General features: G+C 72.8%; 21 protein-coding genes. 4 read left to right on the top strand and 17 right to left on the bottom strand.

The features are described 5' to 3' along the window. Nucleotides 1-102: 102 nt before the first annotated feature. The 5 genes from IE212_RS14385 to IE212_RS14365 form a co-directional block, all read right to left on the bottom strand. Nucleotides 103-786, bottom strand: a complete 684-nt coding sequence (locus IE212_RS14385) for a response regulator (protein WP_190198197.1) — start codon at nt 784-786, stop codon at nt 103-105. Continuing rightward, a complete protein-coding gene (locus tag IE212_RS14380) occupies nt 783-2204 on the bottom strand; it encodes a sensor histidine kinase (RefSeq protein WP_190198196.1) in 1422 nt (473 codons plus the stop codon). Before IE212_RS14380 ends, IE212_RS14385 begins: the two co-directional genes overlap by 4 nt. Beyond that, on the bottom strand, nt 2197-3405 hold the full coding sequence (locus IE212_RS14375; protein ID WP_190198195.1) for an acyltransferase family protein: 1209 nt from the start codon (nt 3403-3405) through the stop codon (nt 2197-2199). The genes IE212_RS14380 and IE212_RS14375 overlap by 8 nt, the downstream gene beginning before the upstream one ends. Continuing rightward, nucleotides 3398-4390 (bottom strand): alpha/beta hydrolase, encoded by a 993-nt coding sequence (locus tag IE212_RS14370; RefSeq protein WP_190198194.1) that lies wholly within the window; start codon nt 4388-4390, stop codon nt 3398-3400. Before IE212_RS14370 ends, IE212_RS14375 begins: the two co-directional genes overlap by 8 nt. Before the next feature lie 162 nt (nt 4391-4552). Further along, nucleotides 4553-5419, bottom strand: coding sequence for an alpha/beta hydrolase (locus IE212_RS14365; RefSeq protein ID WP_190198193.1), 867 nt, complete (start codon nt 5417-5419; stop codon nt 4553-4555). Between the two features lie 263 nt (nt 5420-5682). Here IE212_RS14365 and IE212_RS14360 point away from each other — a divergent pair, with 263 nt between their 5' ends. Genes IE212_RS14360 through IE212_RS14345 form a run of 4 tightly spaced genes read left to right on the top strand, consistent with a single transcriptional unit; the run spans nt 5683 to nt 9154 of the window. Beyond that, nucleotides 5683-6693, top strand: coding sequence for a Bug family tripartite tricarboxylate transporter substrate binding protein (locus IE212_RS14360; protein WP_190198192.1), 1011 nt, complete (start codon nt 5683-5685; stop codon nt 6691-6693). After that, a complete protein-coding gene (locus IE212_RS14355; protein ID WP_190198191.1) occupies nt 6690-7226 on the top strand; it encodes a tripartite tricarboxylate transporter TctB family protein in 537 nt (178 codons plus the stop codon). Before IE212_RS14360 ends, IE212_RS14355 begins: the two co-directional genes overlap by 4 nt. 10 nt (nt 7227-7236) lie before the next feature. Further along, nucleotides 7237-8739, top strand: a complete 1503-nt coding sequence (locus tag IE212_RS14350) for a tripartite tricarboxylate transporter permease (RefSeq protein WP_190198337.1) — start codon at nt 7237-7239, stop codon at nt 8737-8739. Between the two features lie 19 nt (nt 8740-8758). Next, the gene (locus IE212_RS14345) at nt 8759-9154 is read left to right on the top strand and encodes a universal stress protein (protein WP_190198190.1); all 396 of its coding nucleotides are present in this window, start codon (nt 8759-8761) and stop codon (nt 9152-9154) included. Nucleotides 9155-9302: 148 nt separating this feature from the next. On the opposite strand, the gene kynU is transcribed toward IE212_RS14345, so the two are convergent. From kynU to IE212_RS14285, 12 genes are all read right to left on the bottom strand, one after another. After that, nucleotides 9303-10523 (bottom strand): kynureninase, encoded by a 1221-nt coding sequence (kynU, locus tag IE212_RS14340; RefSeq protein WP_190198189.1) that lies wholly within the window; start codon nt 10521-10523, stop codon nt 9303-9305. Beyond that, on the bottom strand, nt 10516-11346 hold the full coding sequence (locus tag IE212_RS14335; RefSeq protein WP_190198188.1) for a tryptophan 2,3-dioxygenase family protein: 831 nt from the start codon (nt 11344-11346) through the stop codon (nt 10516-10518). The genes kynU and IE212_RS14335 overlap by 8 nt, the downstream gene beginning before the upstream one ends. A 150-nt stretch (nt 11347-11496) precedes the next feature. Further along, nucleotides 11497-11910 carry a DUF3151 domain-containing protein gene (locus IE212_RS14330; protein WP_190198187.1) on the bottom strand — a complete coding sequence of 138 codons (414 nt, stop codon included), beginning with the start codon at nt 11908-11910 and terminating at the stop codon, nt 11497-11499. Nucleotides 11911-11941: 31 nt separating this feature from the next. Further along, complete coding sequence (locus tag IE212_RS14325; RefSeq protein WP_190198186.1) at nt 11942-13408, bottom strand: MFS transporter; 1467 nt, start codon at nt 13406-13408, stop codon at nt 11942-11944. A gap of 105 nt (nt 13409-13513) precedes the next feature. Then, nucleotides 13514-14536, bottom strand: a complete 1023-nt coding sequence (gene fbaA / locus IE212_RS14320; RefSeq protein ID WP_190198185.1) for a class II fructose-bisphosphate aldolase — start codon at nt 14534-14536, stop codon at nt 13514-13516. 149 nt (nt 14537-14685) lie between these two features. Continuing rightward, nucleotides 14686-15234 (bottom strand): orotate phosphoribosyltransferase, encoded by a 549-nt coding sequence (pyrE, locus tag IE212_RS14315; protein WP_190198184.1) that lies wholly within the window; start codon nt 15232-15234, stop codon nt 14686-14688. A 10-nt stretch (nt 15235-15244) separates the two neighbouring features. Then, complete coding sequence (locus IE212_RS14310; RefSeq protein ID WP_190198183.1) at nt 15245-16033, bottom strand: aldose epimerase family protein; 789 nt, start codon at nt 16031-16033, stop codon at nt 15245-15247. A 56-nt stretch (nt 16034-16089) separates the two neighbouring features. Then, the gene (locus tag IE212_RS14305; protein ID WP_190198182.1) at nt 16090-17019 is read right to left on the bottom strand and encodes an SRPBCC domain-containing protein; all 930 of its coding nucleotides are present in this window, start codon (nt 17017-17019) and stop codon (nt 16090-16092) included. Between the two features lie 117 nt (nt 17020-17136). Beyond that, entirely contained in the window at nt 17137-18798 is a 1662-nt protein-coding gene (locus tag IE212_RS14300) for a polyamine aminopropyltransferase (RefSeq protein WP_190198181.1), read from the bottom strand. 58 nt (nt 18799-18856) lie between these two features. Then, nucleotides 18857-19381, bottom strand: a complete 525-nt coding sequence (locus IE212_RS14295; protein WP_190198180.1) for a DUF2617 family protein — start codon at nt 19379-19381, stop codon at nt 18857-18859. 591 nt (nt 19382-19972) lie between these two features. Next, a complete protein-coding gene (locus IE212_RS14290) occupies nt 19973-20257 on the bottom strand; it encodes a hypothetical protein (RefSeq protein ID WP_190198179.1) in 285 nt (94 codons plus the stop codon). A gap of 156 nt (nt 20258-20413) precedes the next feature. Further along, the gene (locus IE212_RS14285) at nt 20414-22924 is read right to left on the bottom strand and encodes a glycosyl hydrolase family 95 catalytic domain-containing protein (RefSeq protein ID WP_190198178.1); all 2511 of its coding nucleotides are present in this window, start codon (nt 22922-22924) and stop codon (nt 20414-20416) included. Nucleotides 22925-23037: the final 113 nt, after the last annotated feature.

Here is a 23037-nt window from a genome sequence, read left to right as displayed (position 1 = left end):
GGACAGAACGGTAAGCGGGCCCCCGGGTCCCGGTCGTCCCCTTGGAGGGGGGTCCCTCAGGGTCCCTCTCAGGTACTACGGGGCGGGCCCCGGGGCCCGGAGTCAGTACCCCGACGGACGTACCAGCCCCGACTCGTAGGCGAACACCGCCGCCTGCGTCCGGTCCCGCAGGCCCAGCTTCACCAGGATCCGGCCCACGTGGGTCTTCACCGTCTGCTCGGCGACGAACAGGTGCCGGGCGATCTCCGCGTTCGACAGGCCCTGCGCGATCAGGGCGAGTACCTCCGTCTCCCGCTCGGTCAGGTCGCCGATGCGTTCCTTGAGCGGGCTGCGGGGCCGGTCGTCCAGCCGGGAGAACTCGGCGATCAGCTTGCGGGTGATGCCCGGGGCGAGCAGCGCGTCCCCCGCCGCGATCACCCGTACCGCCTCGGCCAGCTGGTCCGAGGAGGCGTCCTTCAGCAGGAACCCGGAGGCTCCGGCACGCAGCGCGTCGTACACGTACTCGTCGAGGTCGAAGGTGGTGAGCACCAGCACCCTCATGTCCGGGTGCGCCGCCGTGATGCGCTCGGTGGCCTCGATGCCGCCCATCCCGGGCATGCGGATGTCCATCAGGACGACGTCCGGGGCGAGTTCGGCGGCCCGCGCGACGCCGCCCTCCCCGTCCTTCGCCTCGCCGACGACCTCGATGCCGGGCTGGGTGCCGAGCAGCACGGTGAAGCCCTGCCGGACCATCGCCTGGTCGTCGACGATGAGAACCCGGATGGGCCGGCCGGAGCTGCTCGTCATGGGGTTCCTGCCTCGGGGTCGGTGAAGTCGGAGTCGGGGAAGTCGTAGGAGATGAGGTGGGTGGTGCGGTCGGTGCCCGGCCCGTCGGCCGATGGCGTCCCGGCGGCCGGTGTGTCACCGGGTGGTGTGTCCGGGAGGAAGGCGCTGACCTTGAAGCCGTCCCAGTGCCACGGGTGGGCCGTCATGGTGCCACCGAGCATCGCGACGCGCTCCCGCATCCCGAGCAGTCCGTGTCCCGCGCCCTTGGACGGCGGTGCGGGGCCGGTCGGCCGGGAGTTGACTATCTCCACCTCCAGTCCGTCCCGCCGGTACGTGAGACGGACCTTGGCGCTCGCGCCGGGCGCGTGCCGCAGGACGTTGCTCAGTGCCTCCTGCACGATCCGGTACGCCGACAGCTCCACGCCGGACGGCAGCGGGCGCCGCTCGCCGTCGATCTCGACGGTGACCTCGCGGCCGGCGGCCCGGGTGTTCTCCACCAGCGCGTCGAGCCGGTCCAGGGTGGGCTGCGGGGCGTGGTCGGTGAACGGCTCCCCCGGCCCCTGCTCCGAGCGCAGCACGCCCAGCACCCGGCGCAGCTCGGTCAGCGCGTCCAGCGCGTTCTGCCGGATGCCCGCGAGGTTCTCCTTGAGCTCGTCGGGCGGGTTCTCGACCAGGTGCGGGGCGACCTGCGCCTGGATGGAGATGACCGACATGTGGTGGGCCACCACGTCGTGCAGCTCCCGCGCTATGCGGCTGCGCTCTTCCAGCAGGGTGCGCCGGGTGCGCTCCTCGGCGGTGAGCGTGGTCTGCTCGACGAGTTGCGCGCGGGCCTCGCGGCGACCGCGCAGGGCGGTGCCGACGACCACGACGACGGCGGACAGCGGGACCGCGATCATCCCCGTGTCGTCGTAGGCCACCCCCCTGACCAGGCTCTCGAGGGCGAAGGTGACCAGTGCGGTCACTGCCAGTGCCGCCACCGCCGCCCGGGTGGGCACCCGCAGAGCGAGCAGCAGCAGCACGCACAGCAGGCCGATGATCCCGGCCGCGGTCCACGGCCAGGTGTAGGTCTCCGGGTCGAAGCCCAGCCGGGTGCGCAGGATGACGGCGGCCACGACGAAGGTGCCCATCGTCAGCAACCACGCCAGGACCGGCCGCCACAGCCCCAGCACCACGGCTCCGCCCTGTGCGACCGCGATCAGGAAGGCCAGGCTGGGGACCAGATGGCCGTTGCCGCCCATGTCGCCCGCGCCGCCGACCGTGATGCCGAATGCGGCCAGGCACATCAGCCCGTGCGGCAGCCAGCGCAGCCAGGCGGAGGGCGGCAGCGGATCGGCCCGGGTGGTCCACAGGTCGTCACGCAGTGCCCGCAGCCAGCCCTTGCCGCGCGCCCGCAGCGCGCGGCCCACCCCCGAGTCCGTCACCCGGCCAAGCCTAGACATGACGCGCCTTCACCGCCGTGCCCCGGCCGGACGGACGGTGTGCCCGCACCACCCGCGACCCACCGCTCCGGCCACGGCCCCGCTCGAAGAACCGGAAGGCGGCCCAGCAGACCACCAGAACCAGGGCGAACACCGGCAGCCAGAGCAGCCGGGCCCCCACCCAGCCCAGATCGTCGGGCCGGGTGTGCAGCCCGGGGAGCCGGCCGGCGAGGAGGCCGGTGGCCGTGGTGGCCATCAGGGCGGTCTGGTGCCACAGGAAGACGGTCATCGCGAAGAGGTTGACGGCTGCCACCGCCGCCCACGCCACGGGCCGGCGCGTCGCCCGGCGCAGCCGCTCGCGCAGCAGCAGGGCGAGACCGCACTGGGCCAGTCCGAAGGTGACGGCGGCCAGCGTCGGCGGGTCCAGGTTGGACACGCCCTCACCCGGCACCCCGACCATGGACGCCGGGTAGCCCGCCCACGCGACGAGCCCGGCGGTCGCCGCAGCCCCGCCGGTGAGCAGGACCCAGCCCGCGCGGCGCCCCTCCAGCTCGCCCCGGGTCCAGGCCGCGCCCAGCGTGAAGGGCACCATCCAGCCGGCCGCCACGTTCACCCAGCCCAGCCAGGAGGGGCCGCCGAGGCCGAAGCGCACCAGGTCCGCATGGAGGACGACGGCCAGCGGCCAGAGCGGGTTGAGCCGTGCCAGCAGCGGCGTCGCCGCCGTCAGCGCGGCGAACACCACGAGGAACCACAGCGGGGACAGTGCCAGCTTCACCAGTGTCCGCACCGTCCCGAACTCGGCACCCGACAGCAGCAGCCCGAGAGCCGCGACCGTCCACAGGCCGAGGACGGCGGCGACCGGTGTGAACAGCCGGGTCAGACGGGACGTCAGCCAGCGGTGGTACGGGATGCCGCGGGCCCGGGCCGAGGCATGACCGCGGGTGGCGACGTGACCGCCTACCAGGAAGAACACGGCGAGCGTCTGGAACACCCAGGAGACCGGCGTCAGCCAGGGCAGGTGCCGCAGCGGGCTGTCCGTGCGCAGGGTGCCGCTGTCGGCGACCAGGGCCGTGACCAGCCAGTGGCCGAGGACGACCCCGAGGACGGCGGCGGCGCGCAGGGCGTCCACGGCGCGGTCCCGGTCGGCCGGGGTGGCCGCGCCGATGCGGTCGGCACCGCGCCTCAGGCCCGTGCGGAGGGCTCGTACACCGATGTCAGTCATGGGTCACCGCCTTCGTCTCGCCCAGGACGATCCGGGTCAGGTTGGTCAGGGAGGCCGAGCCGGGCCGGAAGTAGTCGCTGTGGCCGCCGTCGCCCGCCGCGAACACGTGGGCGCCGAAGGCCGGGGTGACGGGGTCGGTGCCGAAGCCGACGGTGGTGCCGAACAGGTCCGCGCTGAGGTGCGGGACGTTCTCCACCCAGTCGTCACCGCCCCGGGCCGCCCAGACGCGGGCGCGGGTGCGCAGGTCGGCGGCGGTGTCGGCGCCCGTGCCGGGGCTGCCGAGGAGGGCGATGTCGTCGACGGCGAGCCCGGCGGCGGCACGGCCGCAGACGACCGAGCCGTACGAGTGGCACAGCAGCGAGATGCGTGGCCCGGGGCCCGCGACGGCACGCAGGTCGGCGACGAGGGCGCGCAGGTGCGGGGCCGCCTGCTCGGCTCTGCCGGTCGTGGTCACCGTGGCGCTGACCGTGCCCGGCGTCTCGTAGCCCAGCCAGGCGACCACCGCGGTGCGCGTGCCCGCCGGGGCCTGCCGGGTGAGCCGCTCGTGCAGTGCGGCGGCCGCCGCGTGGAACCGGCCGTAGGTGTCGATGCCGGTGTCGGAGCCGGGGACCAGGACGGCGACGCGGTCGGCGCGGGCGAGGTCGCCCAGGACTTCCGTCACCCGGCCGGAGCCCCGGCCGTCGAAGCGCAGCAGCTGCCGTGCCGGGGAAGCGAGGTACCGGTCCGCCGCCGCCCGGTCACGGTCGTGGTGGGCGGCGGCCATGCGGGCGGCCTCGGCGGCGCCCGCGCGGTTGGCCGCGTACGCCTCGTCGAGCGTCGAGGCGTCGAGCGGAGGGAGGGAGGCGGGCGGTGGTGCCGGGATCTCCGGGCGCCCCGCCGCGGACAGCGGGAAGACCACCGCACCGGCGACGAGGACGGCGAGCGCGGCCCGCCGCCAACGGCCTGAACGGCGCCTGGCACGGCGGTGGTTCGGTGCGAGCCCCATGGTCGTCCCCCTCCAGCGCACCCGGCCGTCGGGGCTGCGTGAAAGGGAAACTACGGAGCGGACCTCGTCGTCCGCGTCCCGCCTCGGGACTCATCCGCGGCGTAGCTCTCAGGTACTACGGGGATGACCCGGGGGGCTGCCCCCAGGGGGCAGAAGGACCGTTCACCAGGCCAGTTGGGCGATCTCCTCCACCACCACCGCGCACGCGTCCGCCGCCGGGTCGATGAGCGGGAAGTGCCCGACGCCCGCGAGCAGGGTCACGCCGACCATCTCCCCCGCCTTCGCCGCCGCTTCCGCGTAGGACTCGGTGACGGCCTGCGGCACGTCGAGGTCGGCACGGCCCTGCACGAGGGTCGTGGCGATGCCGGTGGGCAGCAGCAGCGCGGGGTCCGCGTACGGCTGCCGTTCGGCGAAGTGCTCGTCCCCGCCCAGGAACTGGCGCACGCCGCCCCCGCACACGTCCAGCTTGTCGGCGATTGTGAAGTCCGCGATCGGGGCGAGCGCGACCACACCGCGCAGGGCCGCCGGGATGTCCGTGCGCCAGGGCGAGTGGGCCGGAAGGACGTGCCGGGCCGCGCCCCACAGCGCGAGATGCCCGCCCGCCGAGTGGCCGGTGAGGACCGTACGGCGCGGGTCGGCCTGCGGCAGCAGCTCCCGTACGAACGCCGGAAGGGCGTCCAGCGCGGCGGCGACGTCGTCGAGGGTGTCGGGCCAGCGGCCGGCGACCGAGTCGTCGTCACCGCCGCGCCGGTACTCGACACTGGCGACGGCGAATCCGTGACGTGCGAGGAAGCCCGCGAAGGGGCTGATGTGACGCCGGTCGTAGGGCGCCCGCCAGACACCGCCGTGCAGCACGACGACGACCGGGGCGGGCCCGCCCGGGCCGGTCTCGCCGCGCGGGGCGTAGAAGTCGATCACCTGGTCGGGATGGTCACCGTAGGCGACGGTGGCATCGGGGTCGACGGGCGCGTGGGAGAACAGCGACTTCTCCTCGGCAGCGGCCCGGGCTGCTGCGACGTCGTCCGTCATGCTCCAACCTCTCAGCGCTCACACGTATATGGCCGACCAGGTGGGGGCCCGGTCGTTGGCCGGGACGGTATCAGGGCGCGCGACATGCGCGGACATGGGGATGTCACGCTGGGTTATCCGAGACGGAGGGCGGGCACCAACGACAGCCGCGTGACGTCGTGACCACAATGAACGCAACCTTCAATGGTCACACAACCGAGACAGGGTATCCCGGGAACCGCACACTCATGGCGCCGGAACGGGCCGAGCGAAAGAGATGAGCCATGAGAACGCGACGAGCCGCACTTGCCGGAACTCTTGCCGCCGTATCCATGATCGCGGTCAGCGCCTGTGGCGCCACCGCCGAGAAGCAGGAATCCGGGGGCCAAGGCGGGTCCTCGAAGCCTGCGACCGGACTCCGCCTCATGGTCCCCAACACCCCGGGCAGCGGGTACGACCTCACCGCCCGCACCGTCTCCCAGGTGATGCAGGAAACCAAGGCCGCCACCGGTACCCAGGTGTTCAACGTGCCCGGCGCCAGCGGCACGGTCGGCCTGCAGCGCCTGGTGAACGACAAGGGCAACGGCAAGATGGCCATGCAGATGGGCCTCGGTGTCGTCGGGGCCTCGCACAGCCAGAAGTCCAAGGCGACGCTCACCGACACCACACCGATCGCCAGGCTGATCGAGGAGGCCGGCGCGATCGTCGTGCCGAAGGACTCCCCGTACAAGACGATCGACGACCTCGTCACCGCCTGGAAGAAGAATCCCAAGAAGCTCGCCGTGGGCGGCGGCTCCTCGCCGGGCGGCCCCGACCATCTGCTCCCCATGCAGCTGGCGAAGGCGGTCGGCATCAAGCCGGCCGACGTCAACTTCGTCTCGTACGACGGCGGCGGCGAGCTGCTTCCCGCCCTTCTCGGCAACAAGATCGCCTTCGGGGCGAGCGGCTTCGGTGAGTTCCTCGACCAGGTCGAGGCCGGCCAGGTGCGGGTGCTCGCGGTCAGCAGCGAGAAGCCGGTCGACGCGCTGAAGGACGCGCCCACCCTCAAGGACTCCGGCATCGACCTGGTGTTCACCAACTGGCGTGGAATCGTCGCTCCTCCGGGCATCACCGAGGAGCAGAAGCAGACCTGGGTCGACGCGCTGACCAAGATGCACGGCTCCGAGGAGTGGAAGGCACAGCTGGAGAAGAACGGCTGGGTCGACGCCTTCCAGACCGGCGACGAGTTCCGCACCTACCTGACCGAGCAGGACAAGGCGGTCGCCGACCTGCTGGCCGAGCTCGGGCTGGCATGAGCTCCCAGGCGAACGAACGGACCGTGGAGGACTCCCGTCCGTCCCCGGAGGGCGGGGACCGCGCGCAGTACGGCGTGTGCGCGTTCCTCGCCCTGCTGGGCGCAGCCGTGATCGTGGACGCCCTCGGCATCCCGCACGTCACCAGCGGCACCGACCCGGTCGGGCCGCGCTCGGTGCCCCTCATCCTGGGCGGCCTGCTCGTCCTGCTCGCGGTGCTGTACGCCGTCGACGTGGCACGGGGCGGCCGCGGTGAGCCGGAGGCCGGCGAGGACGTCGACCTGTCCCAGGGGAGCGACTGGCGCACCGTGCTGCTGCTGGTCGGCGTGTTCCTGGCGAACGCGCTGCTCATCGAGCGGCTCGGCTGGGTGATCAGCGGCGCCCTGCTGTTCTGGGGAACGGCGTTCTGCCTCGGCAACCGGCACTACATCCGCAACCTCCTGATCGCGGTGACGCTGTCCCTGACGACGTTCTACGCGTTCGCGATCGGCCTCGGCGTGAACCTCCCCGCCGGTGTCCTGCAAGGAATCCTGTGAGGCCTGGGCGATGGACAACCTGAACAACCTCATGCAGGGCTTCGCGGACGTCATGGCCCCGATGAACCTGCTGCTCGCCCTGATCGGCGTCGTCATCGGCACCGCGGTGGGCGTCCTGCCGGGCATCGGCCCGGCGATGACGGTGGCGCTGCTGCTGCCGGTGACCTACGGCATGGAGCCGGTGCAGGCGTTCATCATGTTCGCCGGCATCTTCTACGGCGGCATGTACGGCGGTTCGACGACGTCGATCCTGCTGAACACCCCCGGCGAGTCCTCGTCCGTGGTGACCGCGATCGAGGGCAACCGGATGGCGAAGGCGGGCCGGGCGGCCCAGGCCCTCGCCACGGCGGCGATCGGCTCCTTCGTGGCGGGCACGATCGGCACCCTGCTGCTGGTCCTGGTCACCCCGTTCGTGGTGGACTTCGCGGTCAGCCTGGGCGCGCCCGACTACTTCGCGCTGATGCTGCTGGCGTTCATAGCGGTGACGTCCGTGCTGGGATCCTCCCGCGTCAGGGGCTTCATCTCCCTGGCGCTGGGCCTGACGATCGGCCTGGTCGGCATCGACTCGGTGTCCGGTCAGCAGCGCCTGACCCTGGGCGTCCCGCAGCTGGCCGACGGCATCGACGTCGTCGTGGTGGCGGTCGGCATCTTCGCCGTCGGCGAGGCGCTGTGGGTGGCCGCGCATCTGCGGCGCAGGCCGGCCGAGGTGATCCCGGTCGGGCGCCCGTGGATGGGCAAGGAGGACTGGCGCCGGTCCTGGAAGCCCTGGCTGCGCGGCACGGCGTTCGGCTTCCCGTTCGGCGCGCTGCCGGCCGGCGGCGCCGAGATCCCGACGTTCATGTCGTACGCCACGGAGAAGCGGCTGGCCAAGCACCCCGAGGAGTTCGGCAAGGGCGCCATCGAGGGCGTGGCGGGTCCGGAGGCCGCGAACAACGCCTCGGCGGCGGGCACTCTGGTCCCGATGCTGGCGATCGGCCTCCCCACGAACGCCACGGCGGCGGTCATGCTGGCGGCCTTCCAGTCGTACGGCATCCAGCCCGGCCCCCTGCTCTTCGAACGGGAGGCGAGCCTGGTGTGGATCCTGATCGCCAGCCTGTTCATCGGCAACCTGCTGCTCCTGCTGCTGAACCTCCCGCTGGCCCCGGCGTGGGCGAAGCTGCTGCGGATCCCGCGCCCGTACCTCTACGCGGGCATCCTGTTCTTCGCCTCGATGGGCGCCTACGCCGTCAACGCCCAGCCCCTGGACCTGTTCATCCTCCTCGTCCTGGGCCTCCTCGGCTTCTGCATGCGCCGCTTCGGACTGCCGGTCCTGCCGCTGATCGTCGGCGTGATCCTGGGCCCCCGCGCGGAGTTGCAGGGCCGGCGCTCCCTCCAGCTCTCCGGCGGTGAGCTGTCGGGCCTGCTGGGCGGCCCGGTGTCGTACATCGTCTACGCGTCGGTCGCACTGGTCCTGGTGTGGCCGCTGATAGGCCGGTTCGTCGTACGTCCCCTGCGCGCGCGAAGCGCCGCCTGAGACATCTGGAGACATCGAGATGACCATCCTGGTCGGCTACGTCCCCTCCCCCGAGGGCGAGGCGGCACTGCGCGCGGCGATCGACGAGGCCCGTCGGCGCGAGGAGAAGCTCCTGGTGGTGAACACCACCCGGGGCGACGCGTACGTGGACACGCGCTTCGCCCAGGAGCCCGACCTGAGCCACGTACGCCAGGAACTCGCGGCCTTGGACGTCGACTTCGACATCCGCCAGGTCCTCGGGGCCCGGGACGCCGCCGAGGAGATCATCGACCTGGCGGAGCGGACGGACGCGTCCCTGGTCGTGATCGGGCTGCGGCGCCGCAGCGCGGTCGGCAAGCTGATCATGGGCTCGGCGGCCCAGCAGATCCTCCTGGGCGTGGGCTGCCCGGTCCTGGCCGTGAAGGCGGAAGGGTAGCGGCGGCGCTGCCTGCCTTCGCTTCGACGAACTGCCCCTGCTCCCGCGGGTGGTTGTGGGCGAATCCGTGCAGCGAGGGGCAGGTGTCCGCTCAGTCTCAGCGACACGCCGTACGCCCGGCGTGTAGCTGAGACTCAAACGACAGATGTCATGCCAGCGTCCGTGCCAGCACCCGCGCCGCCCGCTCCACGTCGGCGAAGCCCACGTACAGCGGGGTGAAGCCGAAGCGCAACACGTCCGGCGCCCGGAAGTCGCCGACCACACCCCGCTCGACGAGCCGTTTCATCACGTCTGAGGCGTCGTGGCAGCGCAGGGCGATCTGGCTGCCCCGCTCCTCGTGCGGCACCGGCGTCACACACTCGACCCTGCCCTCCGGCACATACGCCGCCACGCACTCCAGGAAGAAGTCCGTCAGCGCGAGGGACTTGGCGCGCACGGCCTCCACCGGCACTCCGTCCCACACCTCGAGGGCCGCCTCCAGGGCGAGCATGGACAGGATGTCCGGCGTGCCGACGCGACCGCGCAGGGCGCCGGGGGCCGGCTCGTAGCCGGCGCGCATCCCGAACGGCTCGGCGTGCGAGTTCCAGCCGGGCAGCGGGGAGTCGAAACGGTCCTGCAGCTCCCGGCGCACGTACAGGTACGCGGGTGAACCCGGCCCGCCGTTCAGGTACTTGTAGGTGCAGCCGACCGCGAGATCCACCCCGTGCTCGTCCAGTCCCACCGGCAGGGCGCCGGCGCTGTGGCACAGGTCCCAGACGACGTACGCCCCGGCCGCGTGCACGGCGGCCGTCAGGGCCGGCAGGTCGTGCAGCCGGCCGGTGCGGTAGTCGACGTGGTTCAGCAGCACCGCGGCCGTACGGTCGCCCAGGGCGCCCGGCACCTCCCCCGGTGTCACCGGCCGCAGCGCGCAGCCGGTCATCCGGGCCGCCGACTCGGCGATGTACCCGTCGGTCGGGAAGGTCGTCGCGTCGACGAGGAGCTCGTCGCGGCCCTCACCGGCCATCCGTACCGCGCCCACGAGTGCCTTGAACACGTTGACACTCGTGGAGTCACCCACGACGACCTGTCCGGGCGCCGCCCCGATCAGCGGGGCGATCCGGTCACCGATCCGCTCGGGCGCCGTCCACCAGCCGCTCTCCTCCCAGGACCGGATGCGCAGCTCGCCCCACTGGCGGCGTACGACGTCCTCGACCCGCCCGGGGACGACGGCCGGCAGCGCGCCGAGGGAGTTGCCGTCGAGGTACACCACGTCGTCGAGGACGAACGCGTCCCGCTTGCCGCGCAGTTCGTCGGCGGCGTCCAGCTTCTCGGCGCGCACCGCGAGCTCGGACCCGAGTTCGGCAGCGAGTTCCGCCTCGCGTTCAGACATAGGACCGCGCCGTCCACAGCTCGGGGAACACGTTCTTCTGCGCGCGCTTCTCCAGCCAGGCCACCCCGGCGGAACCGCCCGTGCCGGTCTTGGCGCCCATCGCGCGGCGGGTGGCGACCAGATGGTCGTTGCGCCAGCGCCACACCAGCTCCGCGACATCGCTCAGCGCCTCGCCGAGGCGGGCGATCTCGTGCTGCTCGTCACCCGAGTAGACGGCCGTCCAGGCCGCCTCCACCTCCGGCGACGGCTCGTACCGCTGCGACACGTCGCGCCGCAGCACGGAGTCCGGGATGTCGTGGCCGCGCCGCGCGAGCAGCCGCACGACCTCGTCGTACAGGCTCGGCTCGTGCAGCGCCTTCTCCAGCTCGGCGTGCACCCGCGGGGCGCCCCGGTGCGGGACGAGCATGGACGCGGACTTCTCGCCGAGCAGGAACTCCATCCGCCGGTACATCGCCGACTGGAAGCCGGATCCCTCGCCGAGGGCGCTGCGGTACGAGTTGAACTGGGCCGGCGTGAGCTGGGAGAGCGGCTTCCAGGAGGCGCACAGCGCCTCCAGCTCCCGTACGGACCTCTTCAGCGCGGCGGTCGCGGTGGGGACGTCGTCGCGCCTCAGCGCCTGCGCCGCCGTCTCCCACTCGTGGACGATGACCGTGAACCACAGCTCCATCACCTGGGTCGTCACCAGGAAGACCATCTCTCCGGGGTCGTCGGAGAGGGTGTGCTGGAGGTGGGTGAGCACGTCCGCCTTGACGTAGTCCTCGTACGGCGTCGTGCCGTGGAAGTCGAGATGCGGGGTCTCGGGCTCGTGAGCCTCGTGGGACATCGCTGTCTCCTGCGTATAACTCCGGGTAGCGGTCCGCCCCTGCCGAATCCGACACGGGGGCCCCGGTCCCCGAGGGCATCTTGCGCAATCGTCCCCCGGAACCGCAAGGCCCGCCTTTCGGGGACGGGCCTCGCGTGCACAAACCGTGTGTCAGCCCAGGACCTGCGCCGCAGTCGGTGAGGAGTCCTTCAGGAACTGGGAGCAGCGCTCGTACTCCTCCTGCTCGCCGATCGCCTGTGCGGCGCGGGCGAGGGCGTGCAGGGCGCGCAGGAAGCCGCGGTTCGGCTCGTGCTCCCACGGCACCGGGCCGTGGCCCTTCCAGCCGTTGCGGCGCAGCGCGTCCAGACCGCGGTGGTAGCCCGTGCGGGCGTACGCGTAGGACTCCACGGCCGCGCCCCGCTCGAACGCCTCGTCGGCGAGCTGCGCCCAGGCGAGGGAGGAGGTGGGGTGCGCACCGGCGACCTCGACGGACGCGGCGCCCGCCGCGAGCATCTCCCGCGGCCCGGGGTCGTCGGGGAGGTGGGTCGGGGGCGGACCCCCGAGAAGGTTCTCGTGAATGGACATGCCTCAAGTCTGCGGCATGACGAGGGTCCCGCTACCCCAACCGCTTCCGCACCGGCTCCCCCTCCAGCGGCGGCGCCATGACACCGCCGTGCCGCAGGCATTCCGGCCGCTTGCAGTCCGGCGGCGGCCTGCGCACCACCGCGGCCGCGATCACCGCCCCCAGCACCATCGCCCCCGCGCACCACCCCATCGCCTTCCCGAACGCCGTGTCGAAGGCGGCCGGCTCCCGGTACGCCTCCTCCCCCATGCCCACCAGCAGCGGCAGCGCCGCCACCGCCACCAGACCCGCCGCCCGGGCCGCCGCGTTGTTGATGCCGCTCGCCAGCCCGGCCCGCACCACACTCACCGAGCCCAGCACCGTCGCCGTCAGCGGTGCCACCAGCGTGACCAGGCCCAGGCCGAGCACGACCAGCGCGGGCAGCACATCGGCGAGGTAGGACGCCCCCGGCCCGACCCGCAACATCAGCAGCATCCCGGCCGCGCACAGCAGCGGCCCCACCGTCAGCGGGATCCGCGGCCCGATGCGGTCGGCCAGCTCCCCGGAGCGCGCGGACAGCAGCAGCATCAGCACGGTCGTCGGCAGCAGGGCCGTACCGGCGGCGAGGGCCGAGTAGCCCACGACCACCTGGAGCTGGAGCGCGGCGAGGAAGAAGAACCCGCCGAGGGCCGCGTACACGCACAGCGTGACGAGGTTGACGGCCGTGAACTGCCGGGACGCGAAGATGTCCGGCGGCATCATCGGATCGGGCCGGCGCCGCTCGACGACCACGAACGCGACGGCCGCGGCCAACCCGGCCACCGCCGAGACCGCCACCGCCCAGCCGCCCTCACCGGCCTCGATCAGCGCGTACGTCACCAGCGCGAGCGCCAGCGCCCCCAGCGCCGCCCCGAGCACGTCGAACCGCCCGTGGGCCGAGCCGTCCCCCGACTCGGGGACGTGCCGCAGCGCCCCCGGCACGCACACCAGCGCCAGCGGTACGTTCAGCAGGAACACCCACCGCCAGCCCGGCCCGTCCACCAGCCAGCCGCCGACGAACGGCCCGACCGCCGCCCCGATCCCGCCGAAGCCGGACCACAGACCCACAGCCCGCCCCCGGTCGTCGGGGTGGAAGGACGCCTGGATCAGCGCCAGTGATCCAGGGGTCAGGAGCGCGCCGCCGACCCCCTGCAACGCCCGCGCGGCGATCAGCACGCCCGCGTTGGGCGCGATCCCGCACAGCAGCGACGCCACCGCGAACCACGCCACGCCGACGACGAACACCTTCCGCCGCCCGAACCGGTCCCCGAGCGCCCCGCCGAGCAGGATCAGCCCGGCCAGCGTGACCATGTAGGCGTTGACCGTCCACTGAAGGGCGGACAGGTTCGCGTCGAGGTCGCGGCCGATGCGCGGCAGGGCGACGTTGACGACGGTCGAGTCCAGCATCGCCATGCTGGAGCCGAGGACGGTGGTGAGCAGGACCCATTTGCCCTGCGGTGAGGCCAACCGGACATCGGGCATGCAGGGAGCATACGGAAGGGCCCGGCACCTCAGGAGGTGCCGGGCTCCATGCGGGCGACCGGATGCGAGCCGTTGCGAACGGGCTCGACCCGGTGCGCGCCGGACTTACTTGATCTTCGTGCCGGTCGAGCGCAGGTTGCCGCAGGCCTCGACGACGCGCGCGGACATGGACGCCTCGGCCAGCTTGCCCCAGGTGCGCGGGTCGTAGGTCTTCTTGTTGCCGACCTCGCCGTCGACCTTCAGGACGCCGTCGTAGTTGCGGAACATGTGGTCGGCGACCGGGCGGGTGAAGGCGTACTGGGTGTCCGTGTCGATGTTCATCTTCACGACGCCGTTCTCCAGGGCGGTGCGGATCTCCTCCTCCGTGGAGCCGGAGCCGCCGTGGAAGACGAAGTCGAACGGGGAGCTCTTGCCGAACTTGGCGGCGACGCCCTCGTTCAGCTCCTTCAGCAGCTCGGGGCGGAGCACGACGTTGCCCGGCTTGTACACGCCGTGCACGTTGCCGAAGGACGCGGCGAGCAGGTAGCGGCCCTTCTCGCCCAGGCCCAGGGCCTCGGCGGTGCGGATCGCGTCGTCGACCGTGGTGTACAGGGAGTCGTTGATCTCGTGGGAGACGCCGTCCTCCTCGCCACCGGTCGGGGTGATCTCCACCTCGAGGATGATCTTCGCGGCGCGGGCCTGCTCCAGCAGCTCCTGGGCGATGGTGAGGTTGTCGGCCAGGGTCTCGGCGGAGCCGTCCCACATGTGCGACTGGAACAGCGGGTTCAGGCCGGCCTCGACGCGCTTCTGGGAGAGCGCCAGCAGCGGCCGTACGTACCCGTCGAGCTTGTCCTTCGGGCAGTGGTCGGTGTGCAGCGCGATGTTCACCGGGTACTTCTCGGCGACGATGTGCGCGAACTCGGCCAGCGCGACCGCTCCGGTGACCATGTCCTTGTTGTACTGGCCGCCCAGGAACTCGGCGCCACCCGTGGAGATCTGGACGATGCCGTCGCTCTCCGCCTCAGCGAAACCGCGCAGTGCCGCGTGCAGGGTCTGGGTGGAGGTCACGTTGATGGCCGGGTAGGCGAACTTTCCTGCCTTCGCCCGGTCCAGCATCTCGTTGTAGACCTCGGGAGTTGCGATGGGCATGCGTCCGCTCCTTGTATCTGCGGGTTGGCGTACTGCGTTGTCTCTACGGCCCTGACCTAGACCTTGGGGTTCGACGCCGTCGTCGGCCCCATCTTTCCAGACTTGGCCGGAAGGTCCAGGCCACCGTCCACGCCCTGGTCAGTCCCCGGTCAGTCGAGGCCCAGATCGTCCTTCGAGAAGGCGTAGAGGTACGGCACCCCGGCGCCCTCCTGGATCTTCTCGGCGGCGCCGGTCGCCCGGTCGACGATGGTCGCGACGGCGACGACCTCGGCCCCGGCCTCGCGCACGGCCTCGACGGCGGTGAGCGGGGAGCCGCCGGTGGTGGAGGTGTCCTCGACGACCAGCACGCGGCGGCCGGCGATGTCCGGGCCCTCGACGCGCCGCTGCAGGCCGTGCGCCTTCGCGGCCTTGCGCACGACGAAGGCGTCCAGGCGCTTGCCGCGCGCGGCGGCGGCGTGCAGCATCGCGGCGGCGACCGGGTCGGCGCCCATGGTGAGCCCGCCGACCGCGTCGAACTCCAGCTCCGCGGTCAGGTCGAGCAGCACCTGCCCGACCAGCGGAGCGGCCTCCCCGTCGAGGGTGACGCGCCGGAGGTCGACGTAGTAGTCGGCCTCCAGACCCGACGACAGGGTCACCTTGCCGTGCACCACGGCCTTGTCCTTGATCTGCTGCAGCAGCGCGCCGCGTGTGTCCGTCATGGCATTCAGCTTAGAGGCGGCGCCAGCTCCAGGTCGTGGTGGCCTCCAGCGGCTCCAGGGGCGTGACCAGGCGCGGCAGGGTGTTGAGGCCGTTGGGCGGCCCGGTCTGCGGCTCCACGCAGACCGCCGCCTCCTGCTCGTCGTAGACGACGACCCACTCCTCGCGGCTGGTCACCTTCAGCTCCAGCTGCCCGGGCCAGGTCAGGGTGACGTCGACGCCGCCGGGCATGCCGAAGCAGTCGTCCCAGGGGCCTGGCCGGGGGTCGATGCGGTTGCCGGTGGGCAGGTGGTCGTCGCCGCGCTCCTCCTGCCAGGCGGGGTCGAAGTCGAGGGTCACGTCCTCGCCGCCGAGGTTCCGGTTGAACCAGGGGTGCCAGCCGATCTGCGCCGGGAAGGACGACTCGTACGTCTCGACGGACATGGTGAGGGTCAGGGCGTCCTCGGCGAGGGCGACGACCTGGGTGACACGGCCCGGGTGCGGCCAGGGGTCGACGAGCTCGTAGGTGATGACCGCCTCGTCCGTGCTCGTGCGGGCGGTGCGCCAGGCGTGGTCGCGGACGGTGCCGTGGATGGCGTGCGGCGGGGCGTTCAGCGGCAGCTGCCGCAGGACGGCGCCGTCCAGGAACCGGCCGTCCCGGATCCGCCCGCACCACGGCACCATCGGGAAGCAGCCGAACCGCTCCCCCTGCCGGAGCACCTCCACGCCGCCGATCCGCAGCCCTCCGACCCGGCCGCCGTTGCCCGGCTGCACGGTCACCTCCGCGTCGCCCGCGGTCAGCGTGATGTCTTCGTCACTCACGGGGACGACCCTACTGGGGTGATCAAGAGGGCCTCACGCGGTTCAGCGAGGTGCTTTCACCGGCGCCTGCGCAGGGCCCGGACCGCCACGATGGCCGACGCCACCGCGAGCGCCGCCGCGGGGGCCGCCCAGCGCAGCGGGGCCGGTGCCGTCACGGTCTGCGGCGCGGGCACCGGCGCGTACCGGCCGCGTGGCGGGGCGTGGTCCACCTCCTCGGCACTGCGCCCGATCATCGTCCGCCGGGCGTGCGCCGCCTCGGCGATCCCGTCGTCGCCCTGGTCCTCGTCCCCCGAGGGTCCGGGCGAGGACGCCGGGACGCCGGTGTCGAAGGCGGAGGGCCGCCCGGCTGCCGCCGGCTCCTCGGCGAGGCCGGGATCGTCAGCGGCCCTCTCCTCGGCCCCGGGCTCGGCGGCCCCGGGCTCCTCGGCCCCGTCCGCTCCGGTCCGCGCACCGTCGGCCGTTCCCTCCGGCGGCGGTGCCTCGTCGTCCGCGTCGGGGGTCGTCTCGTGGTCCGTCGTGGCCCGGGGTTCGAAGTCCTGGGTCGCGAGGGACGTGGTGGTTTCCGGTGCCGCCTCGGCCAGGTGCTCCGCGAAACGGCTGAGCAGGCGGGTGACGGCGCCGTCGACCTGGTCCGCCGGGAGGTCCTTGATCCGCCCGTCCGCCGCGGCCGTCCCCTCGAAGACGACCGTCGCGCCGTCCTCCGCCTCCCGCAGGGCGATCCGCAGCGCGAGCGTCACCGAGCCGCTGCCGCGCGACTCCTCGGCCTCGCCCTCGACGTCGTACGCCCCGTTGTCCCGCCGGAAGATCCGTACGGCGCCCCGGTACGTGACGGAGTGGCCGCCGACGCGGATCTTCAGCCGTCCGGCGACGGGCTCGACGCCGGCGTCCTGCTGGAGCCCGGGCACCGCCCGGGCGACCTGCGCCGGGTCGTCCAGCACCTCCCTGAGCCGCTCGGCCGGGACCGGAACGAACACCTCGTGCTCCATGGGGACGGACTCTACCCAGCACGAACCGAATCGCACCCGTGCCTCATGAATTCGTCCCCGATCCGCCTCCGATCCGCCCCCACCAGGCGTACCCTCCGCGCCGTCGGCGGTGCCGCGTCAGTACCGCGGGTGCACCAGTGTCGACGCCGGCAGTCCCGCTATCCGCGTGCTGCGCGCCCCCCGCTCCCCCGCCGCGAGCGAGGCCTCCGTGAGGACGTGCGGCCGTGGCGCCGCCGGGTCGAGCCGTGGTCGCGGTTCCGTGCGGGCGGCCAGGACGAAACCCCAGTCCCGGGGTGCCCGGGAGCGGTCCGCGGTGCGGTCGGGCCCGACGGCGAAACCGGCGTGGCGGCCGCCTGTCCCGTACGGGGCGGTGCGCAGGCCGGCGGCGCGGACGGTGGCCTCCACCGTCCAGTACACCCGGGGGCTGGACGCGACCGGCCCGGCGTGCACCACGAGCCGTCCGCCGGGGGCCAGTGCGCGCCGCGCGAGGCCGTAGAACTCCTGCGAGTACAGCTTCGTGCTCGCCGTGATGCCCGGGTCGGGCAGGTCCGAGACGACCACGTCGTACGTCATCGGGGGTGCTCCGCGCAGCCAGCCGAAGGCGTCCTGCGTGCTCACGTGCACGCGCGGGTCGCCGAAGGCGTGCTGGTTCAGCGCGGACAGGGCCGGGTCGGTGCGGGCCAGCCGCACCACCTCCTCGTCGAGTTCGACGACGTCGACCCGGTCCACCGCGGGGTGCCGCAGCACCTCACGGGCCGCGAGGCCGTCGCCGCCACCGAGGATCAGCACCCGCGCGTGCGGCCCGGTCATGGCCGGGTGGACGAGCGCCTCGTGGTAGCGCAGCTCGTCGCGCCCGCTGACCCGGAGCCGGCCGTCGAGGAACAGGCCGAGGGGCCGGCCGTCCGTGCCGCCGGTGAGGACCACCTCCTGCACGCCGGTCCGCAGCGCCACCCGTACGTCCGTGCCGTACACCGCGTTCCGGGCGGCCCGCTCGAAGTCGTCGACGAGGACGGCGGCCGAGGCGAGCACCGCGAGCACGAGCACGTTGCCGGCCAGCAGCAGGCGGCGGGCGCGCCGGGTCAGGTCCCGGCGGAACAGGCCGAGCACCAGCGCACCGCCGACGACCGCGTTGACGGCGCCGGTGAGCAGCGCGCCGGTCAGCTGCCCGAGGAACGGCAGCAGGAGGAAGGGAAAGGCGAGACCGCCGACCAGGGCGCCCACGTAGTCCGCGGCGGACAGGTCGGCCACCGCACCGCCCGCGTCCTGCCGGCGGATGCGCTGGATCAGCTCCATCAGCAGCGGGACCTCGGCGCCGATGAGCAGTCCGGTCGCGAGGGAGAAGGCGACGAGGAGGCAGCGCGGTCCGCTGGCCCACATCCCGCCCCAGTCGCCGGTCCAGGCGAAGACCGCGTACAGGGCCATGGCGCTGCACCCTCCGACGAGGGCGAGGGTCGCCTCGACCGCGCCGAAGCCGGCCGCGGCGAGCCGGCGCAGCCGCTTCGCGGCGAGGGAGCCGATGCCCATCGCGAAGACCATGACGGACAGCACGACGGACGCCTGGGTGACGGAGTCGCCCATCAGGTACGAGGCGAGGGCGACCAGTTCGAGTTCGTACACGAGTCCGCAGGCCGCGCAGACGAACACGCCCGCGAGGACCAGGAACCGTCCGGTGCCGGGCCGGACGGGCAGCCGGACCGGGCCGCAGGGGCCGCCGGGGCCGCCCGGGGCGCTCCGGGGCGGCCGGGAACCGGGCGGGGCGGGCGCGTGCGGCTCGATCACGCTGCGACGTTACGTCACGTCTCCACTGCGTTTTGTCACCCACACGTGTGGTGCTGGTTTACAGGGCGGCCACCGCCGGCGCGCGTACGCCGACCCTCGTGCGGGTCGCCACCAACTGACCGTCCTGCGGGTAGGCGTGCCAGGTCCGCCAGTGCAGCTGTCCCTCGCGGTGCTGGGCCAGCAGGGCCGTGAAGGCGTGCGGGCTGCCGGGGAAGACGCCGGCCAGGCCGTGCGGGTGGTCGCAGACGAGGGCCAGCAGCTCCTGGGCGCGGTCCGCGAAGGCCCGCGGCGAGAGCGCCTCGACCCGGGCCGCGAACTCGTACTCCCAGTCGCCCACCCGCTTGGCGACGCCGAGCGGAAGCGGGGTGCTGCTGCCCGGGATGCAGGCCACCGTCTCCGAGCAGATGCCCCGCTCCTCCTCCAGCAGCACCTGGTGGGACGCGCCGAGGAGCCGCAACTGCAGTTTGGTGCCCGCCAGTTCGAGATCGAGCGTGGCCAGTGCGGGAAGCGGCTCGCGTCCCAGGGCCCAGGCGAGATCGGCCGCGCGCGTGTCGGTGTAGGAGGTGGTCAGGGTCGTGAGCATGGATCGGCTCCGCAAGCACACAAGGAGAGGGAGGTGGGTCCGCCGCGCCCCGGCCGCACCGGGGGCTGTCGGCCCGGGTCAGCCCAGTCGGCCGGTTTCAGAAGATGTCCGCAGGACGTCCGAGGGGCTGCGTTGGTGATTGAGAGGGAATCATGAACTGTGGCGCCGTCACAGCGTTTTTACCCAAGTTCGTAGGGTTTCCATCCCTCAGAGGGCTCCACAGCTCAACTGTTCAACGACGGCGTGCGCCGTTACCGGGGAGGCGTGCGCCGGTGCGTTGTGACTCAGGCGCGCAGCCGTGGCACATGGGTGTCCGTGATTCCGGCCGGTTCCCGAAGCGGCCGCTTGACGGGCGCAGTTGCCGGAGTCACGCCCGCGCCCCGCGTCGTTCGGTCGACGTCGTCCCACCGGTTCGAGAAGGTGCCCGAATGGACGTGGAGTCGCCCGACTGGCGTTCGGTGAATCCCCTGGCCGGGAAGCAGGAACGGAGCGGAACGGCGGGCACGTGAAACGCGGGGCCCGCCCCAGGTGCGGACCCCGCGCTCGATGGATGCGGCTTCCCCGTCGGGGACGGCCGGCCGGCGTAGCCGGTCAGCTGCCTCCGCCGCACCCACCTCCACCACCCCCGCCGCAGGACGACCCGCCTCCGCAGGACGAGCCGCCGCCGCAGGAGTGTCCCCCGTGGTGTCCGCCGCCGGACGAGCCGGAGTCTCCCCCGCCGGCCCACCAGCTGCCGCCGCCGCTCGAACCGGAGGACGCCGCCGCCCCGCGTCGCGTCGTCCGCCCGGAACGGCTGGATCCGCCCCTGCGGGCCTTGGCCACCAGCGACCCGATCAGGACGACTGCGATCACCATCAGGATGATGCCGACGATCATGGCGCCACCCTCCTTCCGTTTCCCCCGAAGCGGCCCCCCGTGGGCGCCTCGCTCTTGCGTGACCGGGAGATGCCCGCCTGCCGAGCGGCCCAAAGCAGAGTTGAGCAAGTTCTGAGGGTCCCTCAGGCCTTCGGGGGAACGGCCCGCGCCGGGCGGTCAGCCCGAGACCGTGATCCGGGTCCGCCGCCCGGCGGCCAGAGCGACCCGCCTGGCGTGCGGGCCGAGCGGAGAGGCGACGACCTCCGCGGAAGTGACCGCGTCCGCGGAAGTGGCGACGTCCACGGACGCGGTGGCGTCGGCGCACACGGTGACGTCCGCCGTCCAGCGACGGCTGATCAGTGTGAGGTCCTGGGCGGTGTCCGAGGTGAGGGTCACCACGGCGCTGCGCGCGGAGAGGTCCCACTCCAGGCTGTGCACCCGTATCCCGCCCCGCGCCCGGATGCCCGTGATCGTGCCCCTGCCCCACGCCTCGGGCCAGGCGGGAAGCAGCTCCAGGACACCCGGCCTGCTGTACAGCAGCGCCTCGGCCAGCACGGCGGGCAGGGTGTTGGCGGCGTCCGCGTTGTAGACGTCCAGACCGGGGTTGTGGGAGGTCATCAGCGACCGGTGGAGCATGTCATTGCCGATGATCTTCAGCAGGTTGGCGTACACCCCGGCGCCGTCCTTGAGCCGGGCGGCCACCAGGGCGCGATGCAGGCTGCCGTGCGCGGACAGGTTCTGGTCGCCGCGCATCTCGAGCGCCCTGAGCGCGGCGGCCACGAGGTCGGGCCGCTCCTCCGGGTTGATCTCGTGCAGCGGCCAGGCCGCGTACAGGTGCTGGATGTGCCGGTGGTCGTAGCGGTCCGCCAGGCCGTCCCAGGACCACTCGGCCAGGGCGCCGTCCTCGTTGACCGCGTAGTCCGGCAGCCTGGCCAGCAGCGCGGTCCAGCGCTCCACGCCCTCGCCCTCGCCCTGCTCGGCCCCCAGCGCGTCGGCGGCCTGGACGGCGGCCGTCAGGGCGTGCCGGCCCGCGGAGATGTCACCGGTCGCGTTGACCGAGAGGCACACGCCGGTGTCGCCGGGCCAGTTCTCCATCGAGAAGGACGGCACGAACACCACCTTCCCGTGCGCGTCGGTGCGGCTCAGGAAGTCCTCGTAGAAGAGCGCGAGTTCCATCAGCGCCGGGCCCAGCCGGTCCCGCAGGAATTCCTCATCGCCGGTGATCTCGTAGTACTCCAGCAGCGGCTGGAGCAGCCAGTCCGCGCCGCCGGTCCAGCAGTGGCCGGGGAAGTCGCCGTTGTCGAAGTGGAGCATGTGCCCGTACTCGCCGTCCGTGCGGGAGGGGGCGAGGTAGCCGCGAGCGCCGTAGAGGTTCCTCGCGTTGGTCCGCCAGTGCTCCAGCTGCCCCAGCACCAGGCCGAAGTAGCCCTCCATGACCTCGGTCAGGTCGAGCATGCTGCCCTGGGCCACCTGGAGGTTGACGTTGGCGTCCGTGGTGAAGTCCCCGGCCCACGCACTGCTCCAGGACCCGCTCCAGATGCCGGTCAGCCTCGGCGGCAGGACGCCACTGGAACTGAGGAAGAGGTAGCGGCCGGAGTCGTAGAGCCTTTCCAGCAGGGCGGGATCGATCACTCCGGGGGCGGCCTTCTGCCGCTCCAGCAGCTCGGAGACCGGCAGCCGCCGGTCGGCCTCGGGTATCCGCAGATCGAGACGGGAACGGTCGTACAGCTCCGTGTGGATCGCGCTGTGCCGCTCCAGCAGGACCCGGTAGTCGGCCTCCAGCGCGGCCAGCCGGGCGTGCAGCGGCCGGCCGTCCCAGACGCCCGCCTCCTCGTACCGGTCCAGCCGGGTCAGCAGCGTCAGCCGCTCCGCCCCGGTGACGACGACGGCCGCCCCGCTCACGCCGACCGTGCCCCCGGTGGGCACGACGCGGGTGACGCCCTCGTAGCCGTACGCTCCCAGCCCTTCCGGGTAGGTGCCGCGCAGATTGAGCCATCCCGAGCCGTCGGCCACCGTGGCGAGAGTGGCGAAGTCCACCCGGGTGTGCAGGTCGTCGCCCGCCCCGTGGGCGGTCGGAGCGTCGTCGAGCGCCGTGTGCACGCTCAGCGTGACGTCGATGGTCGCGCCCGGGGGCGGCACCATCTCGTGGACGATGACCCGGTCGGCGCGGGAGGCGAAGAGACGGCGGGTCCAGGTGCCGCGGCCGTCCGCCCAGGCGGAGGTCACCTCACCGGTGCGGAAGTCGGTGGTCCGGACGTATCCGCCGACACCGCCCGTGTCCGCGTCCGTGTCCGTGTCCGCGTCCTCGTCCGCGTCGGCGATCCGCAGCTCGTACGCCGGGTGGTACATCTGCGTCCAGAGCAGTTCCCACCCCGCGGCGAAGTCCCGGTTCGCTCCCGCGTAGTCCCCGGCCAGCGCCTTGTCCCGCACGGCCTCCAGGCGCCCGGCCAGCACCGGGGGCGTGACCTCGCGGGTACCGTTCGGCAGCACCAGCCGGTGGTAGTTGAAGATCACGCTCTCCAGCGCGGGCCCCCCGTACACCACCGCTCCGTACTCCCCGCTGCCGGTGAGGAAACCATCCCGCCAGGAGGCAGCGGGAGCGGTGTCGTGGATCCCGCGTTCGGGCACGGGGATCGCAAGTGGCGCGGGAGCGGTCACATCGCCCGGGCGGGGCTGTCCAAGGGGCATCGCCGTCTCTGCTTCCTGGAGAAGGGCAGCGCGGGACCGGCGCAGGGCACGGGCCCACTGGTGCCGCCGTAGCGTAGTCGCCGGGATTCCGGACCGGTCGGTTGAGGAAGGCC

Origin of the sequence: Streptomyces djakartensis (assembly GCF_014651075.1) — a bacterium.
Classification (GTDB): domain Bacteria; phylum Actinomycetota; class Actinomycetes; order Streptomycetales; family Streptomycetaceae; genus Streptomyces; species Streptomyces djakartensis.
Note: the sequence above shows the minus strand (reverse complement) of the source record. Positions and strands in the feature narration are given on the sequence as shown.

What these genes read in the sequence shown, in the direction of transcription:
- IE212_RS14385 (WP_190198197.1), bottom strand. Translation starts at nt 786, where the DNA reads ATGACGAGCAGCTCCGGCCGGCCCATCCGGGTTCTCATCGTCGACGAC.
- IE212_RS14380 (WP_190198196.1), bottom strand. Translation starts at nt 2,204, where the DNA reads ATGTCTAGGCTTGGCCGGGTGACGGACTCGGGGGTGGGCCGCGCGCTG.
- IE212_RS14375 (WP_190198195.1), bottom strand. Translation starts at nt 3,405, where the DNA reads ATGACTGACATCGGTGTACGAGCCCTCCGCACGGGCCTGAGGCGCGGT.
- IE212_RS14370 (WP_190198194.1), bottom strand. Translation starts at nt 4,390, where the DNA reads ATGGGGCTCGCACCGAACCACCGCCGTGCCAGGCGCCGTTCAGGCCGT.
- IE212_RS14365 (WP_190198193.1), bottom strand. Translation starts at nt 5,419, where the DNA reads ATGACGGACGACGTCGCAGCAGCCCGGGCCGCTGCCGAGGAGAAGTCG.
- IE212_RS14360 (WP_190198192.1), top strand. Translation starts at nt 5,683, where the DNA reads ATGAGAACGCGACGAGCCGCACTTGCCGGAACTCTTGCCGCCGTATCC.
- IE212_RS14355 (WP_190198191.1), top strand. Translation starts at nt 6,690, where the DNA reads ATGAGCTCCCAGGCGAACGAACGGACCGTGGAGGACTCCCGTCCGTCC.
- IE212_RS14350 (WP_190198337.1), top strand. Translation starts at nt 7,237, where the DNA reads ATGGACAACCTGAACAACCTCATGCAGGGCTTCGCGGACGTCATGGCC.
- IE212_RS14345 (WP_190198190.1), top strand. Translation starts at nt 8,759, where the DNA reads ATGACCATCCTGGTCGGCTACGTCCCCTCCCCCGAGGGCGAGGCGGCA.
- kynU (WP_190198189.1), bottom strand. Translation starts at nt 10,523, where the DNA reads ATGTCTGAACGCGAGGCGGAACTCGCTGCCGAACTCGGGTCCGAGCTC.
- IE212_RS14335 (WP_190198188.1), bottom strand. Translation starts at nt 11,346, where the DNA reads ATGTCCCACGAGGCTCACGAGCCCGAGACCCCGCATCTCGACTTCCAC.
- IE212_RS14330 (WP_190198187.1), bottom strand. Translation starts at nt 11,910, where the DNA reads ATGTCCATTCACGAGAACCTTCTCGGGGGTCCGCCCCCGACCCACCTC.
- IE212_RS14325 (WP_190198186.1), bottom strand. Translation starts at nt 13,408, where the DNA reads ATGCCCGATGTCCGGTTGGCCTCACCGCAGGGCAAATGGGTCCTGCTC.
- fbaA (WP_190198185.1), bottom strand. Translation starts at nt 14,536, where the DNA reads ATGCCCATCGCAACTCCCGAGGTCTACAACGAGATGCTGGACCGGGCG.
- pyrE (WP_190198184.1), bottom strand. Translation starts at nt 15,234, where the DNA reads ATGACGGACACACGCGGCGCGCTGCTGCAGCAGATCAAGGACAAGGCC.
- IE212_RS14305 (WP_190198182.1), bottom strand. Translation starts at nt 17,019, where the DNA reads ATGGAGCACGAGGTGTTCGTTCCGGTCCCGGCCGAGCGGCTCAGGGAG.
- IE212_RS14295 (WP_190198180.1), bottom strand. Translation starts at nt 19,381, where the DNA reads ATGCTCACGACCCTGACCACCTCCTACACCGACACGCGCGCGGCCGAT.
- IE212_RS14290 (WP_190198179.1), bottom strand. Translation starts at nt 20,257, where the DNA reads ATGATCGTCGGCATCATCCTGATGGTGATCGCAGTCGTCCTGATCGGG.
- IE212_RS14285 (WP_190198178.1), bottom strand. Translation starts at nt 22,924, where the DNA reads ATGCCCCTTGGACAGCCCCGCCCGGGCGATGTGACCGCTCCCGCGCCA.